Source organism: Bradyrhizobium viridifuturi (genome assembly GCF_001238275.1).
Classification (GTDB): domain Bacteria; phylum Pseudomonadota; class Alphaproteobacteria; order Rhizobiales; family Xanthobacteraceae; genus Bradyrhizobium; species Bradyrhizobium viridifuturi.
Window position 1 is genome coordinate 75,503 of the sequence record NZ_LGTB01000014.1, and the last position, 21,449, is coordinate 96,951.

The following is a 21,449-nucleotide window of genomic DNA, read 5'->3' on the forward strand; positions in this document are numbered from 1 at the left end:
GATGGGACGCATCATTTGCTGCGGGCTCGGCCCCGGCGATCCGGACCTGATGAGCGTGCGTGCCGATCGCATCGTGCGCTCGGCAAGGCATGTCGCCTATTTCCGCAAGAAGGGGCAACTCGGGCAGGCACGCCGCATCGTGGAAGGCTTGCTTGCCGCTGACGTCAACGAGTATGCGATGGAATATCCGGTCACCACGGAGATCGCGTTCGACAATCCTGAATATGCGCGCCTGCTGGTCGAATTCTACGATGCATGGGCCGAGCGGCTGGCGCGGCTTGCGCGCGAGATCGACGTGGTCGTGCTGTGCGAGGGCGATCCCTATTTCTATGGCTCGTTCATGCATCTCTATTCGCGGCTGCAGGGCCGTGCCGAGATCGAGGTGATTGCCGGCATTCCCGGCATGGTCGGCTGCTGGAATGCGGTCGGCCAGCCCATTGCGCTGGCCGACGACGTGACCACGGTTTTGATGGGCACGCTGCCGGAGGCGGAGCTCGCGCAGCGGATGCGCAGTTCCGACGCGCTGGTCGTGATGAAGACCGGCCGCAATCTTCCGAAGATCCGCCGCGCGCTCGTGTCCGCCGGCCGTCTCGACGACGCGTGGCTGGTCGAGCGCGGCACCATGCCGGATCAGCGGATCGCCCGGCTCGCTGATATCGGTGAGGCCGACTGTCCGTACTTCGCGATCGTGCTGGTGCACGGGCAGGGGCGACGCAGGGAGGCGGTGCAATGAGCGGCACGCTGACCATCGCGGGATTGGGGCCGGGCGATGAGGCGCTGATCACGCCGGAAGTCTCCGCTGCGCTCGCGGCGGCGACCGACATCATCGGTTATGCACCCTATGTTTCGCGCGTGCCGCCGCGCGCCGGCCTGACGCTGCATCCGTCCGACAATCGTGTGGAATTGCAGCGCGCCGGCGAGGCGCTGCGGCTTGCGGCCGCGGGACATCACGTCGTCGTGGTGTCCTCAGGCGACCCCGGCGTGTTCGCGATGGCATCCGCCGTGTTCGAGGCGCTGGAGGATGCACCGCAATGGCACGAGCTGCCGATCCGCGTGCTGCCCGGCGTCACGGCGATGCTGGCGGCAGCGGCGAGTGCCGGCGCGCCGCTCGGCCACGATTTCTGCGCGATCAACCTCTCCGACAATCTCAAGCCATGGTCGCTAATCGAGAAGCGTCTGCGGCTCGCCGCCGAAGCCGATTTTGCCATCGCGATGTACAATCCGCGCTCGGCGAGCCGGCCGGAAGGTTTTGCGCGAACGCTCGAGATCTTGAACGAAGCTGGTTGCGGCAAACGCATTGTAATTTTCGCGCGCGCCGTCTCGACATCAGACCAGCGGATCGAAGCGGTCGAGTTGTGCGATGCGCGGCCCGAGATGGCCGACATGCGGACACTCGTGATCGTCGGCAATTCGGCGACGCGGCGCGTCGGCCGCTGGGTCTATGCGCCGAGACAGGTCCGATGACCGAGCCATCGCATCACGGCTTCGACGCTTTGCACCTGCGGCCGTTCGGGCAGCAGCGGCCGCGTGATCATGATGACGGGAAGACCGAGGGCGCGGGCGGCGTCGATCTTGGCGCGAGCGCGGTTCCACCGGAATTGCGGGCGACGATCCATTCGATATTGCGCGCGCGCATCATCTCGATCTCGGCCTCGAGCGTGAATGGTCCGCGCGAGACGATGACGTCCGCACCGGGCAGTGGCAGCGTTTCACCTGGTGGGTCCACGAAGCGCAACGTATAGGCATGCTGCGGCAGGGCGCCGAACGGCGCGATGTGCTGGCGGCCGATCGCGAGGAACACATTGGTACGGCGCTCCGGCAAGGTCGCGGCCGCGGCTGCGACGTCAGCGACTTCGATCCAATGATCGCCGGAGGTTTTCTCCCACGGCGCGCGTTCGAGCGCGAGCAACGGCGTTGCGGTTTGCGCACAGGCGGCGATCGCGTTGCGGCTCATGTCGGCCGCGAAGGGATGTGTCGCGTCGATCACATGCGAGATGCCTTGGCTCCGCAGATAGCCGGCAAGACCACTGATGCCGCCGAAGCCGCCGATCCGGGTCGGCAAGGGCTGCGCGGCCGGCGCATGGGTGCGGCCGCCATAGGAATAGACTGCGTCAATGCCCGCGCGCGCGATCGCAGCGGCGAGCAAATTGGCGTCGGCCGTTCCGCCCAGGATCAGGGCGCGCGTCATGGGTAATCCCTGGTTGACCATCATCGGTATCGGCGAAGATGGCCTTGCGGGGCTGTCGGACGCAAGCCGAAAGGCGCTTGATAACGCCGAAACAGTTTTCGGCGGCGAACGGCACCTTGCGCTGGCGGGCATTACCGATCGTGGCCGCGCCTGGCCGGTGCCGTTCGACGTGGACATCGTGCTCGGTTGCCGCGGCCGTACGACTGTCGTGCTCGCCTCCGGCGATCCGTTCTGGCATGGCGCCGGCGGAAGCCTTGTCGAGAAATTGCAGGCTGGCGAGTGGGTCGCACATTCCGCGCCGTCGGCGTTCTCGCTTGTGGCGGCACGCCTGGGCTGGCGGCTCGAGAATGTCGTCTGCCTTGGCCTTCATGCCGCACCGTTTGAACGGCTGGTGCCGCATCTTTCGCGCGATGCGCGGATCATCTGTCTGGTGCGCGATGGCAAGGCGGCCGCCGATCTCGCGCGCTGGCTCACGGAGCATGGCTGGGGGGCGTCAGCGATGTGGACGTTGTCCGCGCTCGGCGGACCGCGGGAGTCCATTGCGCAGCATCGCGCCGACTCCTATGCAGGAGATTCAGGCGACAGCCTGGTCGCAGTTGCGCTGGAGGTGCGGGGAACGCAAGGGCTCGCGCGCAGCTCCGGTCTTCCCGATGCATTATTCATGCATGACGGCCAGCTGACAAAGCGGCCGGTCCGCGCGCTTGCGCTGTCGGCGCTTGCGCCGCGGCCCGGTGAGCGCCTGTGGGATATCGGCGCCGGTTCGGGCTCGATCTCGATCGAATGGGCGCTCTGCGGCGGGACGGCCGTTGCCGTCGAGGTGCGCGGCGAACGCGCCACAAACATCCGCAGCAATGCCGCGAGCTTCGGCTTGACGCACCGGATCACGATCGTCGAGGGTGAGGTGCCCGGCATTCTGCCGGAGCTCGCGGCCCCCGATGCCGTGTTCATCGGCGGCGGCCTCGATGCCGATATGTTCGATGCGATCTGGTCGCGGATCGCGCCGGGAACGCGGCTGGTCGCGCACGCGGTGACCCTGGAAACCGAGGCGCTGCTATCAGACCTGAATCAGCGGCATGGCGGTGAACTGATGCGCGTCGAGATCGCGCAAGCCGAGCCGCTCGGCCGCTATCGCGCCTGGAAGGCCGCGCGGCCGATCGTGCAATGGAGCGTGATCAGATGAGGGTCGCGGGTCTGGGATTTAGGCGCGAAGCCGGTGTTGCGTCCTTGCGTGAAGCGCTCGACGCGGCCGGCGGTCCTGAAGGCCTTGCTGCGCTAGCAACGCTGAGTGACAAGGCGGATGCGCCGGCGTTGAGAGTTCTGGCGCAGCAACTCGGGCTGTCGATCCGAAGCATCCCCGTCGAGGTGTTGACCGAGATCGAAACCGTGACGCAATCCGAGCTGATCCGTGCCGCATTTGGCACAGGCTCGGTCGCAGAAGCCGCGGCGATCGCCGCGGCAGGACGTGGTGCGCGGCTGATCTCGGCGAGGGCTGTTTCGCGGGATCGAATGGCGACCGCGGCGATTGCGGAAGGAGACGGTGAATGACGGTGCATTTCATCGGCGCAGGACCGGGCGCCGCCGATCTCCTGACCTTGCGCGGGCGCGATCTCATCGCCTCGTGCCCGGTATGTCTCTATGCCGGATCGCTGGTGCCTCCAGGCGTGCTGGCGCATTGCCCGAAAGACGCGCGCATCGTCAACACGGCATCGATGTCGCTCGACGAGATCATCGCCGAGATTGCCGCGGCGCATGCAGAGGGCAAGGACGTCGCGCGGCTGCACTCGGGTGATCTATCGATCTGGTCGGCGATGGGGGAACAGCTGCGCCGGCTGCGCGCGCTGCAGATTCCGTATTCGGTGACGCCCGGCGTGCCGGCGTTCTCGGCGGCCGCTGCGGCACTTGAGGCCGAGCTCACGCTGCCCGGCCTTGCGCAATCGGTGGTGCTGACGCGCACGCCGGGCCGGGCGAGTGCGATGCCGGATGGCGAGACGCTGGCGGCGTTCGCCACGACCGGCGCGGTGCTCGCGATCCATCTGTCGATCCATCTGCTCGACAAGGTCGTGACCGAGCTCACGCCGCATTATGGCGCGGACTGCCCGGTGGCGATCGTGTGGCGCGCGAGCTGGCCGGACCAGCGTATCGTGCGCGCCACGCTTGCGACGCTCGAAGCCGCGCTTGGCCCCGAGCTCGAACGCACCGCGCTGATCCTGGTCGGCAAGACCCTCGGCGCGGATGAGTTCGCCGAAAGCCGCCTGTATGCGGCCGATTATGACCGCCGCTACCGCCCGGTGGGCGAAGCACCACGCTTTCCGGAATCAGCGCCGGAATCATCGCAATGACCGCGGGGCTTGTGATCTCCGCATCGGCATCTGGCGTCGGCAAGACGACGTTGACCCTGGCCTTGGCGCGCGCTTACCGCAATCGCGGGCTCAAAGTGCAATGCCTCAAGAGCGGGCCCGACTACATCGATCCGGCGTTCCATGCCGTCGCGACCGGACGCGCCTCTGTCAACGTCGATAGCTGGGCGATGGCGTCAGATGCGATCGCTCATCTGGCAAGCCGCGGTGCGGATGCCGATCTCGTGCTGGCCGAAGGCTCGATGGGGTTGTTCGACGGCGTCGCCGCGCGCGGCGTCTCGGGGACCGGGGCCACGGCCGACATTGCCGAGATGACGGGATGGCCGGTGCTGCTGGTGATCGATCCCTCGGGCCAGGCCCAGACGGCGGCGGCGATCGCGGCGGGGCTGCGCGATTTTCGCGCCGGCGTGCGGCTGGCGGGTGTCGTTCTCAACCGTGTCGCCAGCGCGCGTCATGAAGCGCTGGTACGCGATGCCATGGCGGGGGCGGGCATTGCCGTGCTGGGCGCGCTGCCGCGCCACGCCGAGATCGCCTTGCCGAAGCGCCATCTCGGCCTGGTGCAGGCCGAAGAGCAGGCCGAGATCGATGGCCTGATCAGCGAGGCCGCACGCTTCGTCACTGGGCATGTCGATCTCGATGCCGTGTTGCAAGCGGCCCAGGTCTGGTCGCCGCAACCAGCCGCGCGCAGCCTGGACATCACACCGCCTGGCCAGCGCATCGCGCTCGCGCGCGACGCTGCGTTCTCTTTCGTCTACCCGCACATGCTGGAAGCATGGCGCGCCGCCGGCGCCGAGATCGTGACGTTCTCGCCGCTTGCCGATCAAGGCCCCGATGCGGACGCCGATGTGTGCTGGCTGCCCGGTGGCTACCCTGAACTGCATGCCGGCCGGCTTGCCGCCAACAGGAGATTTATTGGCGGATTGCGCACCTTCGCCGAGACAAGACCGGTGCATGGCGAGTGCGGCGGCTACATGGTGCTGGGCGCCGCGCTCACCGATGCCGACGGCGTGCACCATGAGATGGCCGGCCTGCTCGGCCTCGAGACGAGCTACGCCAAGCGTCGCATGCATCTGGCTATCGGCTCGCCGAACTTGCCGCACCCATGCCCGGGCACCGTCCAGGCGTGCGGCTGCGCGGCCACGAGTTTCACTACTCGACCATCGTCGCGCAGCCCGACACGCCGCTTGCGGTGGTGCGCGATGCGACCGGCGCGATCGTCGCGGAAACCGGATCGCGGCGGAGCAACGCGACGGGCACCTTCTTCCATCTGATTGCGGAGGACCGATGAGCGGCTTCGTCTCCTTCGTTTCCGCCGGCCCCGGCGATCCCGAGCTCCTGACCATCAAGGGAGCGGCGCGGCTGCGCGAGGCCGACGTGGTGCTCTATGACGATCTTGCCGCGGGCGCGATCCTCGATCTCGCGCGCTCCGGCGCCAATCTCGTCGCGGTCGGCAAACGCGCCGGCCGCCTCTCGGCGAAACAGCATCACGTCAGCCGGCTGCTGGTCGACTACGCGGCGGCGAGCGTGCGCGTGGTGCGGCTGAAATCCGGCGATGCCGGCATTTTCGGCCGCCTCGAGGAGGAGATCGAGGCGCTGCGCAATGCCGGCATCGGCTACGAGATCATCCCCGGCGTGACCTCGGCCTCGGTTGCCGCAGCGCAGGCCCGCATTCCGCTGACGCGGCGGCTGACCTCGCGCCGGGTCCAGTTCGTGACCGGCGCCGATGTCACCGGCGAATTGCCGGCGGATTTGAACTGGGCGGCGCTGGCCGATCCCGAAGCAACCACGGTCGTCTATATGGGCCGACGCACCTTTCCGGCCCTGGCCGCGAAGCTGATCGCGTACGGCCTTTCGCCCGAGACGCCCGCACTGCTCGCGGAGTCGCTCGGCCACGCCGACGAGCAGCTTCATCGGACCACGATCGCAGGGCTGGCCGAACAACTCGCGCACGCGGGCGCTGCCACGACAGCTTCGATTATTCTGTTCGGTGCGCTGGCGCCGGATCAAGGTTGATGCGGCCATGTTGACGCTGTCCCTGATCGGTATCGGTTGTGGCGACCCCCGGCAGCTCACCCTCGCTGCAACGGCCGCGATCAATGCCGCCGACTTGATCCTGATCCCGCGCAAGGGGAGCGCGAAGTCGGACCTCGCCGAATTGCGCCGAACGATCTGCGCAGAGGCGCTGAACAACGACCGTACGCGCATTGCCGAGTTCGACCTGCCGGTGCGTGACGCCGGCGAGGAGGACTATCGCAAGGGCGTGGACGATTGGCACGATGCGGTCGCCGCGAGCTGGTCGGAGCAAATCGCGCGCCATCTCGGCCGCGAGGGCCGCGTCGCTTTGCTGATCTGGGGCGATCCCTCGCTCTACGACTCCAGCCTGCGGATTGCGCAACGGCTCGATCCGCTGCCGTCGATCGACGTGATCCCAGGCATCACGTCGATCCAGGCGCTGTGCGCGGCGCATGCGCTGCCGCTCAACGAGATCGGCGAGCCCTTCCTTGTCACGACGGGCCGGCGGCTGCGCGAGGGCGGCTGGCCGGCTGGTGTCGATACCATCGTTGTGATGCTCGACGGCGGCGCCGCCTTCCAGACGCTCGATCCTGAGGGCCTGAGGATCTGGTGGGGCGCCTATCTCGGCATGCCCGATCAGATCATCCTGGCGGGGGAGCTCGCGGAGGTCGGCCCCCGCATCGTCGCCGTGCGTCGGGATGCGCGCGAACAGCATGGCTGGATCATGGACTGCTACGTCCTGAAGCGGAGTTCGTGATCGAGAGATTGCCTGCAGCGGGCGCTGCTAGAGCATGATCCGGAAAAGTGCGAAGCGGTTTTCCGAAAGGATCATACGCAAATAAAAGGCTAAGGCGCGATGACGATTCAACCTAATCTCATCGCGCTTTAGGTCTTCAAGCCGCGAATCGAGGGTTGGATGGTCAGGCGGTAGGCGACGAGCTTGTCACCACCGAACTGCTCGAGTGTCGTCTCGCAGACCGGGCAGCGATACTCACCCTGGCTTGCTGAGCCGGATGCCAGCTCAAGCCGTCGGAATCCGGCCCCGCAGCGCGGACACGTGACGTCGTCCTTCTTCATCAACTCACCCCAGAACAACACCGGCGGTCCTTCTTTAGCGCAGACTGCGCGGCGGAACTATGTTCACGGGCGGAGAACTACGGATCATTTCCTGCATGGGAATAAAACATTCGTCCGCGTCGAGCGGAACGCCGCGCAGCCGGTCGCGCTTTACAGTTGGCCAATTTCAGCGCATTCCGCAAACTCGGCAACGGGTTACGGTGCGGCCTTAAAGAGCGATAGGGAAATCGATTTGCGCGGCGATAATGGCTGCCATGTTGCAGCGCTCGAGGCAGATGTTGCGTCCGCTCAACGCCCGACAACGCGCGATCGCCGGCGAACGCAGGGTTCGCCGGCGATCCATCGCCATCGGCGGATGCCACCTATTACCGCGTCAGGCGAACCACGTCCTGCCTCAGCAAATAGAGCGAGACCGCGAGCAGAACGACGTCCTTCATCAGGAAAGGCACGTTGCCGGTCATCGCGGGGAAGCCTCCGGCGGCAACGTCCCAGCCATCGGGCATGAACGGGATGATGGTGACCGTCGCGATGAACGTACCGGTCGAGCCGAGCGCGCCGAGGATGCCGAGCCGCTTGTCCCAGAAGCCTGCCAGAAGCAGCGAGCCGAACGTCCATTCCGAGGCGCCGAGGAAATAGCTGGCGCCGGCGTGACCGAAGACTGGATATAGCCACCAGATCAGCGGCCCGTTGCTGATAAACGGGACCAGCCGTTCGAATTCGTAGGGGAACCATTTCTGGTACCCGAAGAACAGGAACATGATGACCATCGAGGCCCGGACAACGTGATAGTCGAGATCCTCCGCGAGCAGGCCGGATCGGTAGAGGGCGCGGACAAGTGGACCTTGCTGGGTGCTGGAAAGCGTAGTCATGATCGCGATCCTTTCGATTGACTTCGGCCGCGTCATGCAACGGCGGGGAAGTCGATGTCGGTGTCGTTGATGCGGTTGAAGACGTTGGTGAAGACGATGGTCGCAAACGCCAGGCTGATCTCGACCAGCTGCGCATCGCTGTAGCCGGCAGCCTTGATCGCGGCGAAGTCCTCGTCGCTGACGGTGCCGCTCGACCGCGCGAGCTTGCGAACGAAATCGATCAGCACATCGTACTTGGCATCACCGGTCGGCTCGCCGTCGCGGATCTGCTTCAGCGCATCGGCCTTCACGCCGGCGAGCTTGGCGAAGTGCGAATGCGCGGCGACACAGTAATCGCAGCCGCCGACGGCACTGACCACGGTCTTGATGATCTCCTGATCACGCTTGGGCAAGCTGCCGCCGGCGAGCACTGCATCGGCGGTGACCATCGCCTTGAGCGCGGCCGGGCTGTGGGCGGCGATCGCCGTATAGGCATTCGGCACGCTGCCGACCGCCCTCTTGATCTGGGCGTAGATCTGGCCGGACGGGCCGGTGTCGGTTTCAAGATTGGGGACCGAAAGACGAGACATGGTGGCACTCCTTGCTGGGGTTGATGAACGATTGCGGAGTGACAATAGGATCGAGGTTTGAGACATTGAATGTTCATATAGCTCGATTATATGCTCAATCATCTCATGAACTGCCTCGAGGGGATTGGCGATGGATTGGCTCAGCCGGCTGTTCGAGATGATGCCGGTGCGCGGGCGGCTCGATATTCGCTGCAGTTACAGCGTGCCCTGGCGCATCGAGCAGGGCCCGGGTGTGACCAACGAGATCCCCTATCATGCGGTGCTGGCCGGCTCGGCGATCCTGGACGATCCCGCAGGCGGTCAGCCGCTGCTGCTGAAAACCGGCGACATCCTTCTGCTACCGGGCAACCCGCGACACGTGATGCATGACGGCAGCGGAGCGGCGCCGCTGCCGCCGCGCAACCGGGCGGCGCAGAATTTCACGATCAGCGAAAACCTGGGGTCGGACGAACGGCTCGACCTGCTGTGCGGACACTTCGCGATTGCACCTCCGCACGACCGTCTGTTGCGCAGCTATCTTCCGCCGCGTCTTGTCGTGCATGCCGGCCCGCGGATCGGAAAGGGGACGGCCGCACAGCTCGCCGGCCTCGTGGCCCTGATGCGCAGCGAAACCGCCGACGATCATCTCGGCGGCCGCGCCATGCTGAACGCACTGTCGACGGCGATGTTTGCGCTTGCGCTGCGGCTTGCGAGCGAAACGGGGGCCGCGCCACGTGGTCTTCTTGCGCTGGTCGGCGATCCTCGCATCGCGCCCGCGGTTGCCGCCATGTTCAATGATCCGGCACGCGCATGGTCGCTACCGGAACTGGCGCGGCTATGCAACATGTCGCGCGCCACGCTTGCACGACAGTTCCAGGACAAGCTCGGACGATCTGCCAGCGATCTGCTCACCGATATCAGGATGACGCTGGCGGCGAACGAATTGAGGAGTTCATCGCTTTCGACCGGCGCGGTCGCGGAAATGGCCGGCTACCAATCCGAGGCCGCCTTTCAGCGCGCCTTCAAGAGCCATATGGGCGTGACGCCGGCGCAGTGGCGAAAGGCGCAATCGTCCGAGCCGGGTGGCGGTGACGAGGGGCGCCGCACGGGATGATCCGTCGCGCGCCCTGGAAGTCTGACCCGCGACGGGCAGGCGGCCGGTGGCTTGCCGCCACAGGCCGCGTTGTGCGCTGTCATGCCTTCACGGCGGCCGCCTGCTGCAGAACCGCGATCATGTCTTCCGGCTCCGGGCGGCGGGTATAGTCGGGGTTCACCTGCGAGTAGAGGATCAGGCCGTCCTGTCCGATGACGTAGCGGGCCGGCATCGGCAACGTCCAGCTCGGATCGTCATTGAAGGTCGGCAGATCGTTCTTCAGCTGCTTGTAGAGCTCGACCAGATAGTCGGGCAGGTGGAAGCGCAGTCCGAAGGCGTCGCCGACCTGTCCCTTCACGTCGGACAGGATAGGGAAGGAGAGTCTGTTCTGGCGCACTGACTTTCGGCTGTTCGGCGCGGTCTGCGGCGAGATCGCGACCAGCGAAGCGCCGTATTTGTCGAATTCCGGTTTGGCGGCTTCCAGTGCCTGCAACTCCATGTTGCAATACGGGCACCAGACGCCGCGGTAGAAGCTGAGCACCAGCGGGCCGCGCTTCAGCAGGTCGACCGAGCTGACGATGTTGCCGTCGGGATCCCGGAGCGCGAAGGCGGGGGAGACATCGCCGGCCTTCCTGGCGCGCTGGGCGGCGCCGGATGCGATCAGATCCGCGGTGGCGCGGTGCATGATGTCGATGACAGTGCGCGGAACGTTGTAGGGCGGTTTTCCGGCCTCGAAGTCCGCCTTGAAAGCGTCGAGCCTGGCTTGAAGCGACATAGCGATCTCCCTTGATTTCAGGGTGGAGGACGGCGGCGCCGTCTGTTGGTTGGACTCACACCTGGGAAGCTAGGGAAAACGGCTGTGCGGGGTAGCGCTGCCGCCGGCCTAATACTTATTCCTGCTCGGAATAAGTACGCTGATTGTTTCACCCGCCGGATGACGCGTCACGCATTGAAGCTCCGCTCGAAGAAGTTCACGAATGCACGGGCCTTGGCGGTCGCGGCGCGGCCGGTCGGAAGCACGGCCCAGAGATCTAGCGCGGGGAGGCTCCACTCCGGCAGGACGGCTCGCACGGCGCCCGATTTGAGCTCGGGGGTGAACATCCATTCTGAGGCGATTGCGAGCCCGGCATCGGACAGCACTGCAGCCCGAACGCCTTCGGCGGCGCTTACCCGCAGCCGGCTCCGCACAGTGACGGCGAGTTCGGTGCTCTCGCGTTGAAAGGACCACACGCTGCCCTCGCGCAGATAGACGACGGCCTGGTGCCGGCTCAGTTCGCCCGGCGTGGACGGTGTGCCGGAGCGCTCGAAATAGGCCGGCGTGCCCAGCACGAGGCGCTTGCATCTTGCGACCCGGCGCGCGGTTAGCGTCGAATCCGTCATCTTTCCCATCCGCAGGGCGACGTCGATGCCCTCCTGCACCAGATCGATCTGGCGGTCGTCGAGCACGACCTCAAGCTCAAGTTCCGGGTTCTGCGCGAGGAATCTCGGCAGCATCGGAATGAGATGGATGCGGGCGAAGGTGACGGCGGCGCAGATCCGCAATCGTCCCTTGAGGCCGGCTCCGGCGCCGCGCGCGGCGATCTCGGCCTCGGCCGCCTCTTCAAGCGCGCGCCTGGCGCGCTCGAGGTAGCCGAGCCCCGCTTCGGTCGGAGCGAGGCCGCGGGTCGAGCGCGTCAGCAGCTTGACCCCGAGAAATTCCTCAAGCTGTGCGACGGACTTCGAGACCGCCGGCTGGCCGATCCGAAGCTGCCGCGCCGCGCCGGAGAACGAGCCGGTCTCGACCACCCGCACGAACGTCTCCATCGCCGCCAGGCGATCCATGGCTATTCTCCGCAGGAATGAGCAATACGGCCCATCCTGTCACGGTTCGGAGCGAATGGCCATTTCCAGGCACGCGCAGGCGGCAGGGGCGGGCAGGCTACGATTTGCGATGCCTTGCGTTGACCGCGATCGCAGCGGCGGCGGTGCGGTTCTCGACGCCGAGCTTGGCGTAGATCTGCTCGAGATGCTTGTCGACGGTGCGTGGGCTGAGGCCCAGGATCTGCGCAATATCGCGGTTGGTCTTGCCCTTGGCGAGCCAGGATAGCACCTCGCCCTCGCGGGTGGTGAGGCCGAGCTCGCTGGAGAATTCCGCGGGCATGTCGCCGCTGGTGTCTTTTGCCAGCCGCAGCAGAAACTCGTTCGGACCGAGCTTGCCCATATATTGCAGCCGAAGCTGCTCATTGCCGGGGAATGACGCCACGGTCGCGGTCTTCTTTCCTGCCATGCCCTTCTGTGCCTGTTCGAGCCATTGCGGCATTGGATCCGGCAAGACGAAATCATCGTCGGCGTCGGCGAGCGTATCGGACAGCAGTTTCTGGGCCTGCGGCGTCGCCCATAGCAGCGCGCCTGACCTGTTGACCGCGAGCAAATAGCGGCCGGAGACATCGAGCGCGGCGCGGGCGCTCTGTGTCATCCGGGCATTGGCGAGATGGACCCGAATGCGGGCAAGCATCTCCTCGATCACGATCGGCTTGGTGACATAGTCGACGCCGCCGGCCTCCAGTCCACGCACGATGTGCTCGGTTTCGGCGAGGCCCGTCATGAAGATGATCGGGACGCCGTCGAGCCCGGCATCGCGCTTCAGCCGCCGGCAGGTCTCGAACCCGTCCATGCCGGGCATCACGGCATCGAGCAGCACGATATCAGGGGTGATCTGGTCGACGATACGCATCGCGGAGGCGCCGTCGAGCGCGACCATCACGGTCATGCCGGCGCCGTCGAGCGCGTCGGTCAGCAGCCGCAACGTCTCCGGCGAGTCGTCGACGACGAGCGCGACGTCGCGCTTTCTTTGTTCAATGGTCATAGCTGTGCAATGTCTTCAACGTCGCCATATATTGATCGAGATCGAACCGGTCGATCAGCGTGCGCATCTGGCCGACGAAATCGGCATGTTCGGGATGCTCATTGCCGATCTCGTCGAGCTTGAGCTGAATCGCTCTGATATAGCCGAGCTGGCCGAGGCTGATCAGCTCCTCGACATGGTTCACGGGCGGACGCGAACCGCTATCCGGCTTCCATTGCGGAGGCGGCGCCGGCTCGGCCTCATACTGCCACTCGATCTTGAGCAATTGGCGGATGGTCTCGAGCAGCCGCGGGATGTCGATCGGCTTCATCAAGTAGCCGTCGTGGAAGGGCTGCGCCAGCGGCGCGCCATGGGCCTCCAGCGCGCTTGCCGAGATCATCAGGATGCGCGCCTGGTGATGGCCTTCGGAGCGCAAGGTCTCGGCGACCGTCCAGCCGTCCATGCCCGCCATCGAGATGTCGAGCAGGAACATGTCCGGCCGGCAGTGTTGCGCCAGCGCAAGGCAGCCCGGTCCATCCGGCGCGCTGAGCAGGATGAAGCCGAGCGGTGCCAGGATCTCGCGCAACAGGTCGCGATGAGTCGGGTCATCGTCGGTGATCAGGATGGTCTTGCGCGGGCCGTGATAGCCGTACACGGGAGCGTCGACCGGCGCATCGCGGCGCGGATTGGTCACTTCTGACAGCAGCAGCTTGACCTTGAAGGTGCTGCCGGTGCCGACCGTGCTCGAGACCTTGATGTCGCCGCCCATCACGCCGGCGAGCAGGCGGCTGATGGTGAGGCCAAGCCCGGTGCCGGTCTGCGGCTGGGTGACGCCAAGCGCGCCGCGCTCGAACGGCGCGAAGATCCGCTCGAGGTCGTCGGGCTGGATGCCCGGCCCGGTATCGATCACCTCGAACTCCGCGACCGGGCTGCGGTAATGCACCACGAACTGCACCTGACCGGATTGCGTGAACTTGATCGCATTCGAGAGCAGGTTGATCAGGATCTGCCGCAGCCGCTTCTCGTCGGCGTAGACCACGACCGGCAGCACGGCAGGCCGCTTGAACACGAAGTCGATGCCCTTGGCTGCGGCCTGCAGGCGGAACATTCCGACCAGCTGTTCGAGGAAATCGTTCAGCCGCACCTCGTCGCGCGACAGATAGAGCCGGCCGGCCTCGATCTTGGAGATATCGAGAATGCCGTCGATCAGCCCCGACAGATGATCGGCGCTGCGGCGGACCACGCGCACTTGCTCGCGCGGTCGTATGTGGAGACTGTCATCCTGTTCCAACAGCTGCGCGTAGCCGGAGATCGCGTTGAGCGGCGAGCGGAGCTCGTGGCTGAGGCCGACCACGTAGCGGCTCTTGGCGAGGTTGGCCGATTCAGCGACCTCCTTGGCGCGCTGCAGCTCGGCGTCGGTGCGCTTGTGGGCGTCGATCTCCTGGATCAACAGTGTGGTCTGCCGCCGCGTCTCTTCCTCGGCGGCGCGCCGGCTCTGCTGCGCCAGCACGAACAGCCACGCAACGACACCGATGATCAGGGTCAGCGCAAAGAACACTTTCCACAGCACATCGGCCAACAATTCGTTGGCATGCACGGCTGCCGTGGTCTGCAGATAGATCAGGCCGAGCACCAGCGCCACGAGGCCGGCCGAGACCGCGAACACGCCGAGGTAATGGCCGAGCTGCGAGTTGATGCGGGCGTAGATCGGCTGCGGCATCACCTTGCCCAGGGCTTCCGAGACCTGTGCGCCGATCCGCCCATGCGGCTTGCAGAGGTCGTGGCAGCGCGCGTCGAGCGAGCAGCACAAGGAGCAGATCGGGCCGGCATAGGCCGGGCAGGCGGCCATGTCCTCGGGCTCGAACGCATGCTCACAGATGCAGCACTGGATCGATTCAATGTTCTGCCAGCTCCGCTTCGGCTTGCGCGCGATGTAGTACTTGCCGTCCGTCGCCCAGGCAATCAGGGGGGCCGCGATGAAGGCGACCGCGAGCGCGACGAAGGCGGACAGTGCCTTGGCGGTCGGGCCGAACAGGCCGTAGAACGCGCTGATCGAGACCACCGTTGCGATCGTCATGGCGCCGACGCCGACCGGATTGATGTCGCAGAGATGGGCGCGCTTGAACTCGATGTGCTGCGGCCGCAGGCCGAGCGGCTTGTTGACGACGAGATCGGCCACCAGTGCGCCGACCCAGGCAATCGCGACGTTGGAGTAGAGCGCCAGCGTCTGCTCCAGCGCTTTGTAGACGCCGATCTCCATCAAGAGCAGCGCGACCACGACGTTGAACACCAGCCACACCACGCGGCCGGGATGCGAGTGGGTGAGGCGGGAGAAGAAGTTCGACCAGGCGATCGAGCCGGCATAGGCGTTGGTGACGTTGATCTTGACCTGCGACAGGATCACGAATGTGCCGGTCAGCGCCATCGCGAGGTCAGGCTGCGACAGCACATAGCGGAAGGCTTCGAGATACATGTTGGCAGGTTCGGCCGCGTGCTCTGCCGAGACGCCGTGGCTGAGCGCGAAGAAGGCCAGGAACGAGCCGGCCAGCAGCTTGAGCGCGCCGAGCACGATCCAGCCGGGGCCGGCAGAGAGCAACGCGATCCACCACGCCTTGCGCGAGGTGCGGCGGTCGCGCGGCAGGAAGCGCAGGAAGTCGACCTGCTCGCCGATCTGCGCCACCAGCGCGAACACGACCGAGGCCGCGGTGCCGAACAGCAGGAGGTCGAGATTGCCAGCGGGATCGCCGTGCTCGCCGGCGAATTTCCGCCACTCGGTGAAGGAATGCGGATTGGCCCAGGCGATCGCCGCGAACGGCATGATGTGGAGGACGATCCACAACGGCTGGGTCCAGAGCTGGAACCGGCTGATCAGCGTGATGCCGTAGATGACCAGCGGAATGATCACGACTGCGCTGATCAGATAGCCGATCGGCCGCGGGATGCCGAAGCACATGTCGAGCGCGCTGGCGAGGATCACCGCCTCGATCGCGAAGAAGATGAAGGTGAAGGAGGCGTAGATCAGCGAGGTGATGGTCGAGCCGATATAGCCGAAGCCGGCGCCACGGGTCAGTAGGTCGATGTCGATGCCGCTCTTTGCGGCATGGTAGGCGATCGGCAGCCCGCACAGAAAGATGATGACGCTGACGACCAGGATCGCGGCCGAAGCGTTCATTGCCCCATAGTTGAGGGTAATGGTGCCGCCGATCGCCTCCAGCGCCAGGAAGGAGATCGCGCCGAGCGCGGTGTTGGCGACGCGGGCGGCAGACCAGCGCCGTGCGCTCTTGGCGGTGAAGCGCAGCGCGTAGTCTTCCAGCGTCTGGTTGGCGACCCATTGATTATATTGGCGCCTGACGCGGTCTATCCGCTGCCGCCCTGCCACTCGTTCTAACTCCTGGTCCACGATGCGCTGATCGCGGGCAAATCCCATACCAAAAACCTACGTCGCTATTTTGCGGTGCAGTATACGCGATCTCACGTATCAGTGCGCTGCACAAAAGTGAGCAATCCTCGCCCCATCAATAAGCGTTCTTGAACCAGATGGGGTGCTCATGTCAGACGAAACAAAACCAGGACTGCCGTCGCCGCTCCGCCGTAAGCTCTTGATGGGAATGGCGGCATTGCCGGCCATGTCGATGCTGGGCCGGCCCGCCTTTGCCGACGTTCCTGCAACTTCCGCGGTCAACACCACCGGTCTTGCAGTCACCGATAGCGAAGTCACGGTCGGCATCCTGCACTCCGTCACCGGCACCATGGCGATCTCCGAGACCGGTTCGGTCGAGGCCGAGAAGCTCGCGATCGAGCAGATCAATGCCGCCGGCGGCGTGCTCGGCCGCAAGATCAAGTTCATCCAGGAGGACGGCGCCAGCGACTGGCCGACCTTCGCGGAAAAGGCGAAAAAGCTGCTGGTCAACGACAAATGCGCCGCGGTGATGGGCTGCTGGACCTCGGCCTCACGCAAGGCGGTGCTGCCGGTGTTCGAGCAGTACAACGGCATGCTGTACTACCCGACCTTCTATGAAGGCCTCGAGCAGTCCAAGAACGTGATCTACACTGGCCAGGAGGCGACCCAGCAGATCATCGCCGGCCTCGATTGGGTCAACAAGACCAAGGGCGCCAAGAGCTTCTATCTGCTCGGCTCCGACTACATCTGGCCGCGCACCTCGAACAAGATCGCGCGCAAGCACATCGAGAACCATCTGCAGGGCTGCAAGGTGGTCGGCGAGGAATACTTCCCGCTCGGCTCGACCCAGTTCAACTCGGTCATCAACAAGATCAAGCTGACCAAGCCCGACGTGATCTACGCGATCATCGTCGGCGGCTCGAACGTCGCGTTCTACAAGCAGCTCAAGGCGGCCGGCATCGACCTGTCGAAGCAGACGCTGCTGACCATCTCGGTCACCGAAGACGAGATCGACGGCATCGGCGGCGAGAACATCGCGGGCGCCTATGCCTGCATGAAGTACTTCCAGTCGCTCGATAATCCGAACAACAAGGCCTTCGTGCCTGCGTTCAAGAAGATGTGGGGCGAGAAGACCGTGATCGGAGACGTCACCCAGGCTGCCTATCTCGGCCCGTGGCTGTGGAAATTGACGGTGGAGAAGGCGCAGAGCTTCGACATCGACAAGATCGCGGCGGCTTCCCCCGGCGTCGAGTTCAAGGGCGCGCCGGAAGGCTATGTGCGGATCCACGAGAACCATCACCTCTGGTCGAAGACCCGCGTCGGACGCGCCAAGGCTGACGGCCAGTATGAGCTGATCTACGAGACCGCCGATCTGGTCGAGCCGAATCCGTTCCCCAAGGGCTACCAGTGAGTTCTTTCGCGTAACGCGCAACCTCACTTCAAACGCATCGCGGCGTGGACGTCACCGCCCACGCCGCCGATCGGACGCCGCTGTGTCGCGGCGCTGGCCCCTTGGACTGGAGAACCAGATGTTCGGCGACTATTCGATCAGCGACCTCGGTGCCATCCTCGCGATGCAGGGATTTGCCGGGCTCATCCTGTTCTCCGTCTACGTGCTGATGGCGCTCGGGCTTGCCATCATCTTCGGCCAGATGGGCGTCATCAACATGGCGCATGGCGAGTTCATGATCCTCGGTGCCTACGTCACCTGGATGACGTCGAACGCCGTGCAGCACGTCGCGCCCTGGCTGTTCCCCGGTTACTTCTTCATCGCGATGATCCTGGCGTTCATCGCCTCCGGCGCGCTCGGCATGCTGGTCGAATGGGTGCTGATACGCCATCTCTACAAACGGCCGCTCGATACGCTGCTCGCGACCTGGGGCCTCAGCCTGATCCTGCAGCAAGCCTATCGCTCGATCTTCGGCGCACGTGAGGTCGGCGTCGAGCTGCCGGAATGGATGATGGGCTCCTGGCAGGCGACCGACTCGATCCAGATCCCGATCAACGGCATGTTCGTGATGGGGCTGACGATCCTGATCACGATCGTCGTCTTCTACATCCTGTTCTGGTCGAGCTGGGGCAAGCAGGTGCGTGCCGTGGTGCAGAACCGCGTCATGGCGGGCGCCGTCGGCATCAACACCGAGAAGGTCGACCGTTACACCTTCGGTCTCGGTTGCGGCATCGCAGGGATCGCCGGCTCGGCCTTCACCATGATCGGCTCGACCGGGCCGACCGCCGGCCAGCTCTACATCGTCGACACCTTCCTGGTCGTGGTGTTCGGCGGCGCCGCCTCGCTGTTCGGCACCATCGCCTCCGCCTTCTCGATCTCGCAGACCCAGTCGACGCTGGAATTCTTCCTGTCGGGATCGATGGCCAAGGTGATCACGCTGCTCACGATCGTCGCGATCCTGATGGTGCGTCCGCAGGGCCTCTTCGCGCTCAAGGTCCGCAAATAAGAACAAGCAGGCTGGTCATGATCAACTCGCGCTTTTTCAATCGCTCCGAACTGCTCGGCTTCCTTGCGCTCGCGGTGCTGCTGTTTCTGATCCTGCCGCTGTCGCTGGATATTTTCCGCCTCAACCTGGTCGCCAAATATCTGACCTACGCCTTCGTCGGCATCGGCCTCGTGCTGTGCTGGGGCTATGGCGGCATCCTGAGCCTGGGGCAGGGCGTGTTCTTCGGCCTCGGCGGCTACTGCATGGCGATGTACCTCAAGCTCGAGGCATCCTCGGTCGCGAACACCAAGATCCAGTCGACGCCGGGCATTCCGGACTTCATGGACTGGAACCAGCTCACCTCGTTGCCCTTCTTCTGGAAGCCATTCCACAGCTTCCCGGTCACGCTGTTGGCGATCCTGGTGGTTCCCGCGTTCTTCGCGCTGATCATCGGCGCCGCGATGTTCAAGCGCCGGGTCGGCGGCGTGTACTTTGCGATCATCACGCAGGCGATCGCCGCGATCCTCACCATCCTGATCGTGGGGCAGCAGGGCTACACCGGCGGCATCAACGGCATCACCGATTTGCGCACGCTGCACGGCTGGGACATCCGCACTGATCACGCCAAGTTCATTCTGTATTTCGTCGAGGTTGTGCTGCTGTTCGGATGCATCGTCGCCGCGCAATTCATCCGGCTGACAAAACTCGGGCGCATCCTGGTGGCAATGCGGGAGCAGGAGGATCGCGTGCGCTTCTCCGGTTACAGCGTCGCCAACTTCAAGATCTTCGCGTTCTGTGCCGCGGCGGTGTTCGCTGCGATCGGCGGCGCCATGTTCACACTCGAGGTCGGCTTCATGTCGCCGTCCTTCGTCGGCATCGTGCCGTCGATCGAGATGGTGATCTACACCGCGGTCGGCGGCCGGATGTCGATCTTCGGCGCGGTGTGGGGTGCGCTGCTGGTCAATTTCGCCAAGACCAGCCTCTCGGAATCCTTCCCGCAGCTCTGGCTGTTCGGTCTCGGCGCGCTGTTCATCGCGGTCGTGCTGGCGTTCCCGAACGGGCTGTCCGGCATCTGGGCGGATCATATTCAGCCCCGCATCGATCGCCTGCTGGCATCACGCAAATCGAAATCGGCGGCCGGCCTGATCGCCGACGGCGCACCGGCCGAGTGAGGAGGGATCATCATGCTCGTCGGCCATCAGCCAAAAGACTTCCTGCTCGCGGTCTCCGGTCTCACCGTGTCCTTTGACGGCTTCAAGGCGGTGAACGATCTCTCTTTCTATGTCGAGGAGAACGAGATCCGCGTCATCATCGGCCCGAACGGCGCCGGCAAGACCACGGTGCTCGATTTGATCTGCGGCAAGACCCGCGCGACATCCGGCTCGATCCAGTTCCGCGGCCAGGAGCTGACCAAGCTGCGCGAGAACGAGATCGTGCAGGCGGGCGTGGGGCGCAAGTTCCAGACGCCGTCGGTGTTCGAGGATCTGACCGTGTTCGAGAACCTCGAGATCTCCTTCCCGCGTGGCCGCACCGTGTTCGGCTCGCTGACCTTCCAGCGCGACGATACCGTCAAGCAACGGGTCGAGGAGGTCGCCGAGATGATCTTCCTGAAGGACCGGCTCAACACCTATGCCGACCAGCTCAGCCATGGCCAGAAGCAGTGGCTCGAGATCGGGATGTTGCTGATCCAGGACCCGGACCTCCTGATGCTCGACGAGCCGGTCGCCGGCATGAGCGTCTCCGAGCGTGCCAAGACCGCCGAACTGCTCAACCGCATCATCAAAGACCGCTCGGTGTTGGTGATCGAGCACGACATGAAGTTCGTCGAGGACATCGCCCACAAGGTCACGGTGCTGCACCAGGGGCAGATCCTGTCCGAGGGGACCATGGAGCACGTCAAGAACGATCCCAAGGTCATCGAAGTTTACCTCGGCCATTAAGGAGCGGCGTCGATGCTGGCAATCAATGATCTTCACGTCGCCTATGGCCAGAGCGAGGTGCTGCATGGCCTCAACGTCAAGGTCGCGTCGAACGAGATCGTCGCGATCATGGGCCGCAACGGCATGGGCAAGACCACGCTGATGAAGTCGCTGATGGGCATCCTGCCGGCCAAGAGCGGCAAGGTGACCATGGACGGCACCGAGCTCGGCGCGATGAAGAGCTACGAGCGGGTCGCGAAGGGGCTGGCTTACGTGCCGCAGGGCCGCATGATCTTCTCCACCATGACGGTGAAGGAGAACATCGAGACTGGACTCGTGGTCTCAGGCGGTTCCGAGGTGCCCGGCGATATCTACGAGCTGTTTCCGGTGCTGCTCGAGATGAAGGGCCGCCGCGGCGGCAATCTCTCCGGCGGGCAGCAGCAGCAGCTCGCGATCGCCCGCGCGCTGGCGACCAAGCCGAAGGTGCTGCTGCTCGACGAGCCGACCGAGGGCATCCAGCCGTCGATCATCAAGGACATGGCGCGCACCTTGAAACGCATCCGCGACGAGCGGGGGCTGTCGATCGTCGTCTCCGAGCAGGTCCTGAGCTTCGCGCTCGACATCGCCGACCGCGTGCTCGTCATCGAGAACGGCGAGATCGTCCGCGACGATCCGCGCGACAGCGTCGATGCCGCGCAGATCTCGAAATATCTGTCTGTGTAACCA

At 64.9% G+C, this 21,449-nt stretch carries 20 protein-coding genes and 2 pseudogenes; 14 read left to right on the forward strand and 8 right to left on the reverse strand.

What is annotated here, in order from left to right:
* Position 1 precedes the first annotated feature (1 nt).
* The gene (locus ALC15_RS14740; protein ID WP_050627848.1) at positions 2-733 is read left to right on the forward strand and encodes a precorrin-2 C(20)-methyltransferase; all 732 of its coding nucleotides are present in this window, start codon (positions 2-4) and stop codon (positions 731-733) included.
* Complete coding sequence (gene cobJ, locus ALC15_RS14745) at positions 730-1,464, forward strand: precorrin-3B C(17)-methyltransferase (RefSeq protein ID WP_050627849.1); 735 nt, start codon at positions 730-732, stop codon at positions 1,462-1,464. Before ALC15_RS14740 ends, cobJ begins: the two co-directional genes overlap by 4 nt.
* Here the strand turns inward: cobJ and ALC15_RS14750 are convergent.
* Positions 1,440-2,188, reverse strand: a pseudogene (locus ALC15_RS14750) (cobalt-precorrin-6A reductase). The gene cobJ and the pseudogene ALC15_RS14750 overlap by 25 nt on opposite strands.
* Here ALC15_RS14750 and ALC15_RS14755 point away from each other — a divergent pair.
* The 6 genes and pseudogenes from ALC15_RS14755 (at position 2,187) to cobF (ending at position 7,315) form a co-directional block, all read left to right on the forward strand.
* On the forward strand, positions 2,187-3,368 hold the full coding sequence (locus ALC15_RS14755; RefSeq protein WP_050627850.1) for a bifunctional cobalt-precorrin-7 (C(5))-methyltransferase/cobalt-precorrin-6B (C(15))-methyltransferase: 1,182 nt from the start codon (positions 2,187-2,189) through the stop codon (positions 3,366-3,368). The pseudogene ALC15_RS14750 and the gene ALC15_RS14755 overlap by 2 nt on opposite strands.
* Entirely contained in the window at positions 3,365-3,733 is a 369-nt protein-coding gene (locus ALC15_RS14760) for a cobalamin biosynthesis protein (protein WP_050627939.1), read from the forward strand. Before ALC15_RS14755 ends, ALC15_RS14760 begins: the two co-directional genes overlap by 4 nt.
* On the forward strand, positions 3,730-4,527 hold the full coding sequence (gene cobM / locus ALC15_RS14765; RefSeq protein ID WP_050627851.1) for a precorrin-4 C(11)-methyltransferase: 798 nt from the start codon (positions 3,730-3,732) through the stop codon (positions 4,525-4,527). The genes ALC15_RS14760 and cobM overlap by 4 nt, the downstream gene beginning before the upstream one ends.
* A pseudogene (locus ALC15_RS14770) lies at positions 4,524-5,833 on the forward strand (cobyrinic acid a,c-diamide synthase CobB). Before cobM ends, ALC15_RS14770 begins: the two are co-directional and overlap by 4 nt.
* Positions 5,830-6,558 (forward strand): uroporphyrinogen-III C-methyltransferase, encoded by a 729-nt coding sequence (gene cobA / locus ALC15_RS14775; protein WP_050627852.1) that lies wholly within the window; start codon positions 5,830-5,832, stop codon positions 6,556-6,558. The pseudogene ALC15_RS14770 and the gene cobA overlap by 4 nt, the downstream one beginning before the upstream one ends.
* A 7-nt stretch (positions 6,559-6,565) precedes the next feature.
* A complete protein-coding gene (cobF, locus tag ALC15_RS14780; RefSeq protein ID WP_050627940.1) occupies positions 6,566-7,315 on the forward strand; it encodes a precorrin-6A synthase (deacetylating) in 750 nt (249 codons plus the stop codon).
* Positions 7,316-7,443: 128 nt separating this feature from the next.
* Here cobF and ALC15_RS14785 read toward each other — a convergent pair whose 3' ends face one another.
* The 3 genes from ALC15_RS14785 to ALC15_RS14795 all read right to left on the reverse strand — a co-directional run bounded on the left by ALC15_RS14785 (position 7,444) and on the right by ALC15_RS14795 (position 9,073).
* A complete protein-coding gene (locus tag ALC15_RS14785) occupies positions 7,444-7,635 on the reverse strand; it encodes a hypothetical protein (RefSeq protein WP_050627853.1) in 192 nt (63 codons plus the stop codon).
* Between the two features lie 365 nt (positions 7,636-8,000).
* Positions 8,001-8,504, reverse strand: coding sequence for a YkgB family protein (locus ALC15_RS14790; protein ID WP_050627941.1), 504 nt, complete (start codon positions 8,502-8,504; stop codon positions 8,001-8,003).
* Positions 8,505-8,536: 32 nt separating this feature from the next.
* Positions 8,537-9,073: a carboxymuconolactone decarboxylase family protein gene (locus ALC15_RS14795; protein ID WP_050627854.1), complete on the reverse strand. Its 537-nt coding sequence runs from the start codon at positions 9,071-9,073 to the stop codon at positions 8,537-8,539.
* A gap of 130 nt (positions 9,074-9,203) precedes the next feature.
* On the opposite strand from ALC15_RS14795, the gene ALC15_RS14800 reads away from it, so the two are divergent.
* Entirely contained in the window at positions 9,204-10,166 is a 963-nt protein-coding gene (locus ALC15_RS14800) for an AraC family transcriptional regulator (protein WP_050627855.1), read from the forward strand.
* A 79-nt stretch (positions 10,167-10,245) separates the two neighbouring features.
* Here ALC15_RS14800 and ALC15_RS14805 read toward each other — a convergent pair whose 3' ends face one another.
* The 4 genes from ALC15_RS14805 to ALC15_RS14820 form a co-directional block, all read right to left on the reverse strand.
* On the reverse strand, positions 10,246-10,920 hold the full coding sequence (locus tag ALC15_RS14805; RefSeq protein ID WP_050627856.1) for a peroxiredoxin-like family protein: 675 nt from the start codon (positions 10,918-10,920) through the stop codon (positions 10,246-10,248).
* Positions 10,921-11,087: 167 nt separating this feature from the next.
* The gene (locus tag ALC15_RS14810) at positions 11,088-11,966 is read right to left on the reverse strand and encodes a LysR family transcriptional regulator (protein WP_050627857.1); all 879 of its coding nucleotides are present in this window, start codon (positions 11,964-11,966) and stop codon (positions 11,088-11,090) included.
* A 97-nt stretch (positions 11,967-12,063) separates the two neighbouring features.
* A complete protein-coding gene (locus ALC15_RS14815) occupies positions 12,064-12,990 on the reverse strand; it encodes a response regulator (RefSeq protein ID WP_050627858.1) in 927 nt (308 codons plus the stop codon).
* Positions 12,980-16,348: a hybrid sensor histidine kinase/response regulator gene (locus tag ALC15_RS14820; RefSeq protein WP_050627859.1), complete on the reverse strand. Its 3,369-nt coding sequence runs from the start codon at positions 16,346-16,348 to the stop codon at positions 12,980-12,982. The genes ALC15_RS14815 and ALC15_RS14820 overlap by 11 nt, the downstream gene beginning before the upstream one ends.
* Before the next feature lie 169 nt (positions 16,349-16,517).
* Here ALC15_RS14820 and urtA point away from each other — a divergent pair, with 169 nt between their 5' ends.
* The 5 genes from urtA (at position 16,518) to urtE (ending at position 21,446) form a co-directional block, all read left to right on the forward strand.
* Entirely contained in the window at positions 16,518-17,780 is a 1,263-nt protein-coding gene (urtA, locus tag ALC15_RS14825) for an urea ABC transporter substrate-binding protein (protein ID WP_050627860.1), read from the forward strand.
* 118 nt (positions 17,781-17,898) lie between these two features.
* A complete protein-coding gene (urtB, locus tag ALC15_RS14830; RefSeq protein ID WP_050627861.1) occupies positions 17,899-18,825 on the forward strand; it encodes an urea ABC transporter permease subunit UrtB in 927 nt (308 codons plus the stop codon).
* A 17-nt stretch (positions 18,826-18,842) separates the two neighbouring features.
* Positions 18,843-19,976, forward strand: coding sequence for an urea ABC transporter permease subunit UrtC (urtC, locus tag ALC15_RS14835; protein WP_050627862.1), 1,134 nt, complete (start codon positions 18,843-18,845; stop codon positions 19,974-19,976).
* A gap of 12 nt (positions 19,977-19,988) precedes the next feature.
* Complete coding sequence (urtD, locus tag ALC15_RS14840) at positions 19,989-20,744, forward strand: urea ABC transporter ATP-binding protein UrtD (RefSeq protein WP_024579726.1); 756 nt, start codon at positions 19,989-19,991, stop codon at positions 20,742-20,744.
* Positions 20,745-20,756: 12 nt separating this feature from the next.
* Complete coding sequence (urtE, locus tag ALC15_RS14845; protein ID WP_050627863.1) at positions 20,757-21,446, forward strand: urea ABC transporter ATP-binding subunit UrtE; 690 nt, start codon at positions 20,757-20,759, stop codon at positions 21,444-21,446.
* Positions 21,447-21,449 lie beyond the last annotated feature (3 nt).

Excerpts from the sequence above, each read along its gene's own strand:
- ALC15_RS14795 (WP_050627854.1), bottom strand. The coding sequence starts at position 9,073 with ATGTCTCGTCTTTCGGTCCCCAATCTTGAAACCGACACCGGCCCGTCC.
- urtD (WP_024579726.1), top strand. The coding sequence starts at position 19,989 with ATGCTCGTCGGCCATCAGCCAAAAGACTTCCTGCTCGCGGTCTCCGGT.
- urtC (WP_050627862.1), top strand. The coding sequence starts at position 18,843 with ATGATCAACTCGCGCTTTTTCAATCGCTCCGAACTGCTCGGCTTCCTT.
- ALC15_RS14790 (WP_050627941.1), bottom strand. The coding sequence starts at position 8,504 with ATGACTACGCTTTCCAGCACCCAGCAAGGTCCACTTGTCCGCGCCCTC.
- urtA (WP_050627860.1), top strand. The coding sequence starts at position 16,518 with ATGTCAGACGAAACAAAACCAGGACTGCCGTCGCCGCTCCGCCGTAAG.
- ALC15_RS14740 (WP_050627848.1), top strand. The coding sequence starts at position 2 with ATGGGACGCATCATTTGCTGCGGGCTCGGCCCCGGCGATCCGGACCTG.
- cobF (WP_050627940.1), top strand. The coding sequence starts at position 6,566 with ATGTTGACGCTGTCCCTGATCGGTATCGGTTGTGGCGACCCCCGGCAG.
- urtB (WP_050627861.1), top strand. The coding sequence starts at position 17,899 with ATGTTCGGCGACTATTCGATCAGCGACCTCGGTGCCATCCTCGCGATG.
- ALC15_RS14810 (WP_050627857.1), bottom strand. The coding sequence starts at position 11,966 with ATGGATCGCCTGGCGGCGATGGAGACGTTCGTGCGGGTGGTCGAGACC.
- ALC15_RS14785 (WP_050627853.1), bottom strand. The coding sequence starts at position 7,635 with ATGAAGAAGGACGACGTCACGTGTCCGCGCTGCGGGGCCGGATTCCGA.
- ALC15_RS14755 (WP_050627850.1), top strand. The coding sequence starts at position 2,187 with ATGGGTAATCCCTGGTTGACCATCATCGGTATCGGCGAAGATGGCCTT.
- ALC15_RS14815 (WP_050627858.1), bottom strand. The coding sequence starts at position 12,990 with ATGACCATTGAACAAAGAAAGCGCGACGTCGCGCTCGTCGTCGACGAC.
- ALC15_RS14800 (WP_050627855.1), top strand. The coding sequence starts at position 9,204 with ATGGATTGGCTCAGCCGGCTGTTCGAGATGATGCCGGTGCGCGGGCGG.
- urtE (WP_050627863.1), top strand. The coding sequence starts at position 20,757 with ATGCTGGCAATCAATGATCTTCACGTCGCCTATGGCCAGAGCGAGGTG.
- ALC15_RS14760 (WP_050627939.1), top strand. The coding sequence starts at position 3,365 with ATGAGGGTCGCGGGTCTGGGATTTAGGCGCGAAGCCGGTGTTGCGTCC.
- ALC15_RS14805 (WP_050627856.1), bottom strand. The coding sequence starts at position 10,920 with ATGTCGCTTCAAGCCAGGCTCGACGCTTTCAAGGCGGACTTCGAGGCC.
- cobJ (WP_050627849.1), top strand. The coding sequence starts at position 730 with ATGAGCGGCACGCTGACCATCGCGGGATTGGGGCCGGGCGATGAGGCG.
- cobM (WP_050627851.1), top strand. The coding sequence starts at position 3,730 with ATGACGGTGCATTTCATCGGCGCAGGACCGGGCGCCGCCGATCTCCTG.
- cobA (WP_050627852.1), top strand. The coding sequence starts at position 5,830 with ATGAGCGGCTTCGTCTCCTTCGTTTCCGCCGGCCCCGGCGATCCCGAG.